The 11,691-nt window shown below is 74.8% G+C and carries 7 protein-coding genes; all 7 read right to left on the minus strand.

The annotated features are described in order from the left end of the window. The 7 genes from ACFU9A_RS15485 to ACFU9A_RS15515 all read right to left on the minus strand — a co-directional run bounded on the left by ACFU9A_RS15485 (window position 1) and on the right by ACFU9A_RS15515 (window position 11,495). Window positions 1-3,402 carry an ATP-binding protein gene (locus tag ACFU9A_RS15485; protein WP_430576168.1) on the minus strand — a complete coding sequence of 1,134 codons (3,402 nt, stop codon included), beginning with the start codon at window positions 3,400-3,402 and terminating at the stop codon, window positions 1-3. Further along, window positions 3,399-4,121, minus strand: a complete 723-nt coding sequence (locus ACFU9A_RS15490) for a DUF4194 domain-containing protein (protein WP_430576169.1) — start codon at window positions 4,119-4,121, stop codon at window positions 3,399-3,401. Before ACFU9A_RS15490 ends, ACFU9A_RS15485 begins: the two co-directional genes overlap by 4 nt. Further along, window positions 4,118-5,704 carry a DUF3375 domain-containing protein gene (locus ACFU9A_RS15495; protein WP_430576170.1) on the minus strand — a complete coding sequence of 529 codons (1,587 nt, stop codon included), beginning with the start codon at window positions 5,702-5,704 and terminating at the stop codon, window positions 4,118-4,120. The genes ACFU9A_RS15490 and ACFU9A_RS15495 overlap by 4 nt, the downstream gene beginning before the upstream one ends. 2 nt (window positions 5,705-5,706) lie before the next feature. Next, window positions 5,707-8,643, minus strand: coding sequence for a leucine--tRNA ligase (leuS, locus tag ACFU9A_RS15500; RefSeq protein ID WP_430576171.1), 2,937 nt, complete (start codon window positions 8,641-8,643; stop codon window positions 5,707-5,709). Window positions 8,644-8,686: 43 nt separating this feature from the next. Further along, on the minus strand, window positions 8,687-9,352 hold the full coding sequence (locus ACFU9A_RS15505) for a vitamin K epoxide reductase family protein (RefSeq protein WP_430576172.1): 666 nt from the start codon (window positions 9,350-9,352) through the stop codon (window positions 8,687-8,689). A gap of 102 nt (window positions 9,353-9,454) precedes the next feature. Then, window positions 9,455-10,660: an MFS transporter gene (locus ACFU9A_RS15510; protein ID WP_430576173.1), complete on the minus strand. Its 1,206-nt coding sequence runs from the start codon at window positions 10,658-10,660 to the stop codon at window positions 9,455-9,457. Window positions 10,661-10,772: 112 nt separating this feature from the next. Beyond that, a complete protein-coding gene (locus ACFU9A_RS15515; RefSeq protein ID WP_430576174.1) occupies window positions 10,773-11,495 on the minus strand; it encodes a metal-dependent transcriptional regulator in 723 nt (240 codons plus the stop codon). Window positions 11,496-11,691: the final 196 nt, after the last annotated feature.

The following is an 11,691-nucleotide window of genomic DNA, read 5'->3' on the forward strand; positions in this document are numbered from 1 at the left end:
TCACTCCCCCACGAGGGTTACCAGCCGCGAGCGGCCGGTCGCGTCCTTGATCGCCTGCAGCACGACGTCGGCGTGGGGCTCCAGCGCGCTCACCTTGTCCAGCGGCGCGCCCACGACGAGCTGGAAGCCCAGCCCGCGCCAGGCGCCCACGGCGCGGCCGGCGAACCGGGCGTCGGCCTTGATGAACGCCTCGTCGAGGAAGACCGGCGCGTACCGGGGCCGCTCGGCCCCGGCGTCGCCGAGCTGGTAGCGCAGCGCGGCCCCGACGATGAACGCCACGAGCTCCTGCGACTCGCCGCCGGACTTCCCGGCGATGTGGTCGTAGACGCTCACGTGGTTCCCCTCGAGGTCCACGCACTCGGCGCTGATGCGCACGTGGTCGCGCACGTCCACCAGGCGGCGCCGCTCGGGGCTGTCCGGGCGGATGCGGTCGATCAGCCGCGTCATCCGCGCGTAGCGGCGCTCGTGCTCGGCGAGCGGCACGTCGCCCGCCGGGGCGGTGGCCAGCTCGCGCAGCAGGCGGCGGAACGACGCCACGTCGTTGCCCTCGACGGGAGTGGCCGTGATCCGCAGCCGGTGCTCGTCGTCGCGGAACGGCAGCGTCGCGAGGATGGCGTTGACGGGCTCCATCCGGTCGCGGATCTCCGCCACCGCCTGCGCGATGCCGTTGTTGAGCCGGGTGAGCTGGTCGCCGGACATCTGGCGCAGGTGCGCCGACCAGCGGTCGCGCAGCCGGTAGAGCTGCTGGTACTCCAGCTCCTCGAAGATGCGCTGGAAGTCCGCATAGGCCGCGTCCGGGTCGGCGGTGCGGTTCGGGTCCGGCCAGGTGTCGTTGAACCGCTCGAAGAGTGCCTGCAGGGCGGCTCGGGCCGCCCGCTCGGCGTCGGCGGCCGTCTCCTGCTCGTGGCGCAGCTCGCGCACGACGGCGGCCACCGCGGTGGTGAGGTCGGCGAGCCCGCCGCCCGGGCCGCCCGCGACGCCCGACCAGCCGACCTGGGTCATGAGGTCGGCGAGGCGCCGCTCCTGTTCCGCGGTGGGCTCGACCTCGTCGGCGTCGGCGCGCTCGACGGCGTCCGCCACCTGGTCCACCTGGTCGCTGATCTGCTCCCACGCGGAGCCCAGCTCGGTGACGCGGTGCTGGGCCGCGGCGCGCTCGCGGTGCAGCTCGGTCACCCGCGCCCGCAGGGCGTCCTCGTCCGCCTTGAGCGCGCGCAGCACGTCCGACCCCGCGACCAGCGTCTCGAGCCGGTCGCGCCGCTCGGCGAGCCGGTCCTCGGCGCCGCGCCCGTCGACGTCGTCCCACGCGGCGCGCAGGGCCTGGCTGTACGCGACGAAGTGGTCGGCCTCGCCCTTCTGCCGCAGCCGGGCGCCCGCGAGGGACTCGGCGGCCTGCCGCAGCTCGGCGTGCGCCGCGCCGATCTGCTCGGCGAGCTGCTCCAGCCGCCGGTGGTTGCTGAAGCCCAGCGCGGACGACCGCCCCTGGCCGCCGTGCGCGCCGCGGCGCCCCTCGGACGTCTGCCCGGAGCGGGTGAGCGCCAGGTCGTGGCGGTGCAGCTCGGTCGGGTCGTCCACGCAGACGTGCGCGAAGCGCTCGGCGAGCCGGCCGGCGAGCCAGCCGCCGAACGGCCCCGCCTTCACCTCGAGGCGCCCGGGCAGCAGGGCGCGGTCCGCCTCCTCGTGCAGGGGCAGCCCGGTCGGTACGCCCTCGAAGCGGACGCGGACCGGCGAGCGCACGGCGTCGATCGCCGCGCGGAACGCGTCGAGGCGCGCGTCGTCGACGAGGATCGTCACGGCGAACCCGCCGAGGGCGAGGCCGATCGCGTCGCGCCACGGCTCGTACTCGCCCCGGACCTCGAGCAGCTCGCCGACGAACGGCACGTCCTCGGCGCGCAGCCCGGCGGCGCGGGCCAGTGCCTCGCGCGCCTCGTGCAGCTCGCGGGGCACGTTGCCCCGGCGCGCCTTGAGGGAGGCCTCCTCGCGCTCGAGGTCGGCCAGCGCGCGCATCGCGTCCTTCTCGCGCGCGGACGCCTCGACGACGGCCTCGGACAGCGCGTCGGTGTGCCCGTCGCGCGCCTCGAGGTAGCGGCGGGCGTCGGCGTGCAGCGCGTCGAGCTCGCGGCGCGTGCCCACCTCCCGCTCCAGCGGCGCCAGGTGGCCCTCGAGCTCGGCGCGGGCGCGGCGCACCTCGGCGAGCCGCTGCTCGGCGGTCCGCACGTCGCGCTCCGCCGCCTCGATGGCGTCGCCGCCGTTGCGTCGCTGGTCCGCGCGCACCTGCTCCAGCTCGGCGTCGGCCGCGCCGAGCCTCTCGTCGGCGACGGCGACCCGCTCGGCGGCCGCCTTGTGCTGGGCCCGGTTCTCCGACTCGGCCGCCCGCAGGAGGTCGAGCTGGGTGCGGTCCCGCCAGGCGGTGAAGGGCGTGACCGCCCCGTCGGGACCGCCGTCGGGGCCGAGCGCCTCCACCAGGCGAGCCGCCGCGGCGGCCTCGTCGATCGCGGCCCGGTGCTCGAGCATGGGGCGCAGCACGTCCACCTGGCGCTGCGCCGTCGTCATCTCGGCGCGCACCTCGCTGAGCTCGTCGAAGTGCTCGACGGCGCGCTCGGCCACGCGGATCGTCTCCGGCTCCTCGAGCACCATGGCCTTGTAGAGCGAGTCGACCGTGGTGATCTGCTGGCCCGCCTGGATCCGGCCGAGCAGCTGCATCGCCTTCTCGCCGTCGCCGGCGGCGCCGATGCCGAGCGCGGCGTGCAGGCGCGTGGCGAACGCCTTGTCGGTGTCGAACGTCGCCAGCCCCGCCGCCGTGAGCCCGGGCTTGGCGAACCGCTGCGCGACGAGCGGCTCGAGCGCGCGCAGGCTGAAGTCCGCGTCGACGACGGCGCGCACCGCGACCGTCTCGTCGGCGCGCTGCGCCCCGCGGGGCACGTACCAGGCGCGCAGGGCCGTGAACCGCTCGCCCGACTGCGAGGACCAGGTCATCGCGATCGCGGACCAGGTGTCCGACGTCTCGCCGCGCAGCACGCGGTCCTTGGCGCGCGCCGACCCGGCGCTGCGCTCCTCGTCGAGCTTGCCGCGGGCGTAGGAGACGACGTTGCGCTGCTCCAGCCCGCGCGCCCGGCCGCTGGTCGCCGTGTTCGACGCGCCGTTGAACGGCGTCGTGTGGCTCATCATCAGCGCGATGTACGCGTCGAGCAGCGTCGACTTGCCGGACCCGGACGCGCCCGTGAGCAGCGTCGTCGTGCCCGCGAACCGCACCTCGTGGAAGCCGTGGTAGCCGCCCCAGCTCACCAGCTGCATGGAGCGGGCCGTCCACTGCCGCCCGTCCGACGCCGTCGGGATCAGCCCGAACAGCGACTGCTGCATGCGCGGGGCAGCGGTCTGCTCCGCGGGGTCGCTCGTGATCGTCACGCGCGGGCCTCCTCGTCCTCGTCGACCGCGTCGGTCTCGTCGTCCCCGGCCTCGGTCCTGCTCAGGTCCGCCGCCGCGGGGTCGCGCAGCCACGCCGTCAGCTCGCGCAGCCGCTCCACCGGCAGCAGGATCTCCACGACGGGCTGCACCCGGTAGCGCCCCTCGGCGACCTCGTCGAGCACGTGCTCGCGCACGAGCGTCGCGACCGCGTTGTCGATCTCGCGCCGCCGCGCGGCCAGGTTGGTCTCGTCCGCGGCGAGGAAGCCGAGCGCGTAGTCCACCAGCTCCTCGGCGTCGACGTGCGCGGCCCGCTCCCCCGCGCCCTGCTCCTGACGGAAGCGGTTGCGCGCGAACAGCATGAGCAGCGTCTCGACCCGCTTGTACGGCTCGTCCTTGAGCAGCACGGGGATGCTGAGGCCCGCCTCGCGCACCTGCCGCTTGTAGGCGATCTCGTAGTCGCGGTCCACGACGAGCTCCACGAAGAGGTCGTGGCAGCGCGACGCGAGGGCGTTCTGGTGCGCCAGCAGCGCCTTCCACTCAACTGGGTGCGCGGCCGCCGACAGGTAGCGGCGCTGCAGCACCAGCGCCAGCGCACGGCGCGCCTCGTACGGCAGCACGCCCGTGTCGCCCGCGAACAGCGCCGCGTCGTCGTCCGCCATCGCGGGGGCCTCGACGAAGGTGCCCGCCTCGTCGTGCGTCTCGAGCGCCGTGTCGGTCATGCGTCGTCCTCCATGTCGTCGGTGCCCGGCACCTCGATCGGCACGCGCGGCACCACCAGCTCGCGGGTGCTGCCGTCCGCGCGCACGGTCGTGACGCGGCTCAGGCGGGCGGCGGGCACGTCGCCGATCCCGCTGCCGTCGCCGAGCGCGTCGTCGAGCGCGCCGGGGGCGGCGAGCTCCAGGTAGCCCAGCAGCTCGACGGGGCGGCGCAGCTCGGCGGGCGCCGCCGCGAACACCTCGTCGGCGGTCGCGCCGCCCCGCTCGCGCAGGACGCGCGCGGCGTGCGCGACGGTCTCCTCGTAGCGGGGTCCGCCCATGCCCCGCAGGCCGCCCAGGACCTGGCCGGGCTCGCCGCCCGCGTCGTGAGCGGGGTCGTCGAGGTCGGCCAGGGCGTCCGGGAGGGTCTCGGGGCGCAGGTCGTGGAGCTGGGCGCGGAACCGCCCGAGGCGCGCCCGCTCCAGCCACCGCAGCGGCTCGACCCGCGCGGCGCGGCCGGACCCGGGGAACCACTCCGCCATCGCGGCGGTCGCCTCCCGCAGGGCGGCGTCGAGCTCGCGGTCGCGCAGCGGGTTGTGCACGGTGAGCTGCTGCGTGATGGTCCGCGACGCGCGCGCCTGGGCGTCGAGGACGCCGTCGACGGCGGCCAGGAGCTGGGAGTACAGCGCCCGCACGGCCTCGCGCCGGTCCGCGGGCAGGCCGGCCGCGAACGGGTGCGCCAGCACCGCCCGGACCCGCTCGTCCACCTGGCCCAGCAGCAGCGGGTCGCGCAACAGCTCCATCGCGCCGGAGAACGCCCGCCCCTCGGGCGTGCGCTGCATGAGCGAGTCGGACGCCTCGAGATAGGCGCCCAGCACCTCGCCCGTGGGCCGCTCGTCCTGGCGCAGGCTCGTGACGATGCTGCGCTGCAGCTCGGCGATCGACTCGGCGACGCGCGCGAAGTCGGCCGGCAGCTCGCGCACGAGGGCGGCCACGTTGTCGAACTGCTCGACGAGGCGCTCGGTCGGCGCCTGCACGACCTCGCCGCCCGCCTCGAGGCGGGCGAGCTCGGCCTCCGCGGCCGCGATCTCGTCGCGCGCGCGGGCCGCCTGCTCGCGCAGCGCGCGCTGCTGCGACTCGCGGTCGGGGCGGGCGTCGCGCGCGAGGCCGTCGAGGGCGACCAGCAGCGTGCGGATGCGCGACTCGCTGACCAGGGCGCGCGCGCCCTGGGTGCGGTCGACGAACGCCAGCGCCTCGGCCGCGTGCGAGCTCACCTGGTACTGCTCGACACCGTCGTCGTCGAGCGCGCGGACCAGCCACCGGCCGGCGACCCACCGCGAGCACAGCGCCCGCGCGGCGTCGTCGGGCACGTCGTGGCCGGCCGACCTCGCCTCGGTGAGCAGGTCCTCGACCTCCACGTGCATCTGCTCGGTGGGGACCGTGGCCCGCCCGGGCGTGAAGATCAGGGAGAGGAGCGCGACGACCAGCGGCCCCTCCTTGCGGTGCAGCAGGGCGAGCGCGGGCGTGCCGAAGGCGCCCTGGCTGCGTGCCAGGGCGCCCTCGAGGCGAGAGCCCGCCTGCCGGGATCCCGTGCGCGGCGTCGACAAGCTCAGACGACGATGTTGACGAGCTTCGGCGCGCGCACGATCACCTTGCGCACGGGGGCACCGTCGATCGCGCGGACCACGTTCGGCTCGGCGAGGGCGGCGGCCTCCAGGTCGGCGTCCGAGATGGACGGCGGCACCTCGAGGCGACCGCGCACCTTGCCCTTGACCTGCACGACGCAGGTCACCGTGTCCTCGACCAGGTACTGCTCGTCGGCGGCCGGGAACGGCCGGCGGGCCAGCGAGCTCTCGTGGCCGAGCCGGCCCCACAGCTCCTCCGCGATGTGCGGGGCGATCGGCGCGACCATCAGCACCAGGGGCTCGACGGCCGCGCGGGGCACGCGGTCCAGGGACGTCAGGTGGTTGTTGTACGTGATGAGCTTCGCGATCGCCGTGTTGGGACGCATGTGCTCCATCTCGACGCGCACGTCCGCGATCGCACGGTGCATCGCCCGCAGCGTGGCGGTGTCCGGCTCGTCGTCGGTGACGACCAGCGCGCCCGTCTCCTCGTCCACGACGTTGCGCCACAGGCGCTGCAGGAAGCGCTGCGACCCGACGACGGCGCGCGTCTCCCACGGCCGCGACAGGTCCAGCGGGCCCATCGACATCTCGTAGACGCGGAATGTGTCGGCGCCGTACTGCTCGTACATCTCGTCCGGCGTGACGACGTTCTTCAGGGACTTGCCCATCTTCCCGTACTCACGGGTGACGGCCTCGCCCTGGTACGTGAAGCCGGTCTGCTCGTCGCCCTCGACCTCGCCGGCGGGCACGTAGAACCCGCGGGAGTCGGTGAAGGCGTACGCCTGGATGTAGCCCTGGTTGAACAGCTTGCCGAAGGGCTCCACCGAGGAGACGTAGCCCAGGTCCAGCAGCACCTTGTGCCAGAACCGCGCGTACAGCAGGTGCAGCACGGCGTGCTCGACGCCGCCGACGTACAGGTCGACGCCGCCGGCCGGGCCGGAGGTCGCGTTGTGGCGCGGGCCCATCCAGTAGGACTCCAGCGCGGGGTCGACCACGGCCGTGCCCTCCGACGGCCCGTCGGTGGAGTCCGTCGGGTCCAGGTAGCGCAGGTAGTACCAGCACGACCCGGCCCAGTTCGGCATCGTGTTGGTGTCGCGGCGGTAGGTCTTCGGCCCGTCGCCCAGGTCCAGGGTGACGTGCACCCACTCCTCGTTGCGGCCCAGCGGCGCCTCGGGGTTGGAGTCGGCGTCCTGCGGGTCGAACGTGCGCGGCGCGAAGTCCGGCACCTCGGGCAGGTCGACGGGCAGCAGGTGGCTCGGGATCGCGACCGGGCGGTCCTCGGAGTCCCACAGGATGGGGAACGGCTCGCCCCAGTAGCGCTGACGGCTGAACAGCCAGTCGCGCAGGCGGTAGGTGGTGGTGCCCTCGCCGGCGCCGCGGGCCTGCAGCCACGCGACGACCTTCTCCTTGGCCTCGGCCACGCCCAGCCCGTCCAGGCTGATCTCGTCGTTGGCGGAGTTCACCGTCACGCCGTCGCCGGTGTACGCGCCGGCGAAGTCCGCCGGCAGCCCGCCGGCGGGCTCCACGGTGCGGATCACGGGCAGCTCGAACGCCTCGGCGAAGTCGAAGTCGCGCTGGTCGCCGCCGGGCACCGCCATGATGGCGCCGGTGCCGTAGCCCATCAGCACGTAGTCGGCGGTGAACACCGGCACGGTGGCCCCGTTGACGGGGTTCACGGCCAGGTGGCCGGTGAAGACGCCGGTCTTCTTGCCGGCGTCGGCCTGCCGCTCGACGGCGGTCTTCGACGCCGCCTCGCGGCGGTACGCGGCCACGGCCTCGATGGGAGTGGCGTGCCCGCCGGTCCACGCGCCGCGCGTGCCGTCGGGCCAGGCCGCGGGCACCTCGTCCAGCAGCGGGTGCTCGGGCGCCACGACCATGAAGGTCGCGCCGAACAGCGTGTCGGGGCGGGTGGTGAAGACCTCGACCTGCGCGCCCGCGCCGACCGCGTCGTGGTCGGCGGTGCCGACGACGTCGAACCGGACGTTGGCGCCGGTGGAGCGGCCGATCCAGTTGCGCTGCATCGACTTGACCTTCTCGGGCCAGTCGATCAGGGCCAGGTCGTCGGTCAGGCGGTCGGCGTACGCCGTGATCCGCATCTTCCACTGGCGCAGCTCGCGCTGGAAGACGGGGAAGTTGCCACGCTCGGAGCGGCCGTCCGCCGTGACCTCCTCGTTGGCCAGCACGGTGCCCAGGCCCGGGCACCAGTTCACGACGGACTCGTCGACGTACGCCAGGCGCTGGGCGTCCAGCACGTCGCGGCGCTCCAGGTCGGTCAGCGCGGACCAGGCGCGGCCGTCCTCCAGCGCGCGGGAGCCCGAGGCGTACTCCGCCTCCAGCTCGGCGATGCGGCGGGCGCGGCCCGTGCCGCCGTCCGCCTCGGTGTCGTACCAGGAGTCGAAGATCTGCAGGAAGATCCACTGCGTCCAGCGCACGTAGTCCGGGTCGATGGTGGCGAACGTGCGGCGCTCGTCGTGCGCGACGCCCAGGCGGCGCATCTGGCGCTTCATCGTGACGATGTTCTGCTCGGTGGTGACCCGCGGGTGCTGGCCCGTCTGCACCGCGTACTGCTCGGCGGGCAGGCCGAACGCGTCGTAGCCCAGCGCGTGCAGCACGTTGTCGCCGCTCATCATGCGGAACCGGCCCACGACGTCCGTCGCGATGAAGCCCAGCGGGTGGCCCACGTGCAGCCCCGCCCCGGAGGGGTACGGGAACATGTCCATGATGAAGAACGGCTTGCCGGAGCCGTGCTCGCCGTCGCCGTCCGTGAGCGCGCCGGTCGGGTTCGCCGCCCAGAAGGTGCCGCGCTCCTCCCACAGGTCCTGCCAGCGCTCCTCGATCTGCTGGGCGAGGGCGGGCGTGTAGCGGAAGGTGGGCTCGGTCGGAGCCTCGGTTCGGGCGGGTGCGGTGTCGGGCGTGCTCACCCGGCGAGTCTACCGGCCGGGGCTGTCGCCCCCGGCCGGTATTTCACACCCCGAACGACTCGACGAGCGGGCCGCCGACGGCCGCGAGCAGCCAGCCCACCGCCACGACGTAGCCGATGATCAGCACCAGGCCCCGGTTGCGCACGACGGCGCGGCGCAGGCCGTCGCTCACGGGCAGGTGCCGCTCCTGGACCGCGTGCACCACCTGGAACCACAGCAGCGGCCAGAGGATGGTCCACACGACCATGCAGGCGGGGCACAGGCGGACGAGGGCGTAGAAGCTCGTCCACATGAGGAAGAAGATGAGCAGCTGCGCCACCGCGGTCACGGCGAGCAGCGCCAGGTGGTACCACCGCGGCAGCCGCGCGCCCGCCAGGAGCACGACGCCGGTCGTGACCACCACGGGGAAGGCCGCGACGCCCAGGTAGGGGTTCGGGAAGCCGAGCAACGTGCCCTGCCAGGACATCATCGCGACGCCGCAGTCGAGGAAGACGTTGAAGCTGCAGGTCGTGACCCGGTTCGGGTCCAGCAGCTTGAGGTACTCCTCGATGGCGAGCCACGACGCGGCGCCGAATCCGATCGCGCCCAGCACCGTCAGCAGCGTGCCGTAGGCACGGGACGACAGGCCGCGGGGGCCGGCCGCGGGCGCGACCTCGGCCGCGTCGCCGTCAGGGGTGTCGTGGGTCTCGTCGCGCACGCTCGGGCTCACGAGCGCGACCGTACCGCACGATCCTGGGGGCGGCGGACCGACGTCGGGCACGGTGCCGGGCAGGGTGCCGGGCAGGGTGCCGGGCACGGTCCGCGGCGCAGGTCAGCCCGCGTGCGCGACCCGCTGACGGCCGAACGCGAGCACCATCGCCAGGCCGATGACCGTGAGTGCGAGTCCGACCCAGGCGGGCGCGAGGTACCCGTACCCGGCGGCGATGACGAGGCCGCCGAAGAACGCGCCGCTCGCGTTGCCGATGTTCAGCGCGGAGTGGCACAGCGCGGCGCCGAGCGACTGGGCCCGGGGCGAGAGGTCCATGAGCCGCGTCTGCATCGCGAGGCCCAGCACCTGCGACGCGACGGCCAGCAGGAACAGGCCCGCCACGGCGGCCACCGGGGACGTCGCGGTCAGGGCGAACACGACGAGGGAGACGGCGGTGGCGACGAACCCGCCCACCACGGTGCGCAGCACGTTCCGGTCCACGAGGCGGCCGCCGAGCAGGGTGCCCACCGTCATGCCGACGCCGAACACCGCGAGCACCCACGGGACGGCGCTCTCGGACAGGCCGGCCACGCGGGTGACCGTGGGCGCCACGTAGGTGTAGACGGCGAACAGCCCGCCGAAGCCGATCGCGCCGGCGGCGAACGAGATCCACAGCGGCCCGTTGCGCAGCGTCGCGAGCTCCTGGCGGACGCTGGAGTCGACCGGCCCGCGCTCGGGGACGAAGCGCCAGATGCCCAGCAGCGTCACGGCCCCGAGGGCCCCGATGACGACGAACGCGGCGCGCCACCCCAGGCTCTGGCCGACGGCGGTGGACAGGGGCACGCCCACGACGTTCGCGACCGTCAGGCCGGTCATCATCATCGCCACCGCGTGCCCGCGCCGCCCGGGCCCGGCCACCGCGGCGCCGACGGCCGCACCGACGCCGAAGAAGGCGCCGTGCGGCAGCCCGGCGAGGAACCGGCCCACGACGAGGGACTCGATGCCCGGTGCCGCCGCCGAGACGACGTTGGCCACGGTGTAGAAGCCCATGAGGCACAGCAGCAGGCGCTTGCGGGACATCCGCGCGGCCGCGACGGTCAGCAGCGGAGCCCCGACCACCACGCCGACCGCGTACGCGGTGATGGCGTGGCCCACTACCGGGTCGCTGACCCCCAGGTCCGCCCCGATCTGGGGCAGCAGGCCCATCGTGGCGAACTCGGTGGTGCCGATGGTGAACCCGCCGACGGCGAGCGCGAACAGCGCCGCCCCGACGTGCTCCGGGCGGGGTCCGCGGGAGGTCGCCTCCCGGGGAACGGTCGTCTGGGTCACGGTGCACTCGCTCTCGGCGGTCGGGCCCGAGCCGGGACACGTCGCGGCTCGAAACGATTCGACGACGTGACACGGATGAGCCGTGAGCACGTCGTCGGGGAACCGGGTCAGCCTACGCGGGCACGACCCAGATGCGCGAGGCCGCCAGCAGGCCGAGGTCCACGGACACCTCGCGGCCGTCGGCCTCCCACGCGACGCCGACCGTGCCCGCGAACTCGCGCCGCGACGTCAGCCGCACCGGCAGGTCCAGGTCGATGCCCAGGTCCGCCAGGTAGCGCAGCGCCTCCGGGTCGGCGTCCGAGATGCGCGCCACGACTCCCCCGGCGCCCGCCGCGAGGTCGACCAGCGGCACGGCGTCCGGGCGCACCACGCGGCCGTCGGCGAACGGGATCGGGTCGCCGTGCGGGTCCCGCTCCGGGTGGCCGAGGCGCGTCGCGATGCGCTCGACCAGCCGCTCGGACACCGCGTGCTCCAGCACCTCGGCCTCGTCGTGCACCTCGTCCCAGCCGTACCCGAGGTCGCGCACCAACCACGTCTCCAGCAGCCGGTGGCGCCGCACCATCACCAGCGCGTAGCGGCGGCCCAGCTCGGTCAGCCACACGCCGCCGTACGGCTCGTGACCCAGCAGGCCCTGCGTCGTGAGGCGGCGCACCGTCTCCGAGACCGTCGACGGCCCCACGCCCAGCCGGTCCGCCAGCAGCCCGGTCGTCACCTTCTCGTCGGACCACTCCTGGGCCGACCAGACCGCCTTGAGGTAGTCCTGGGCGACGGGGGTCAGCTCGTCGGGGTCGACGGCGGGGTCTTCGGCACGGGCGGGCAGCGCAGGTTCGGGCACGTCCCGAGCCTATCCGGCGCGTTCCGGACACGTCCCCGGTGGGAGCCGCCTATCCAGCGCGGCAGTTCGGGTTCGGGTCGGCAGTTCGAACTGCCGACCCGCACCCGGACAGCCGCCGCGCGAGCCGGGGTGCGGGGCCCGGGGCCGCGCGGGGGGCGGCGGCGGCGCGGGCTAGGGGCCCGGGGGCCCGGGGCCC

Source organism: Isoptericola sp. NPDC057653, from assembly GCF_042799955.1.
Taxonomy (GTDB): Bacteria; Actinomycetota; Actinomycetes; order Actinomycetales; family Cellulomonadaceae; genus Isoptericola.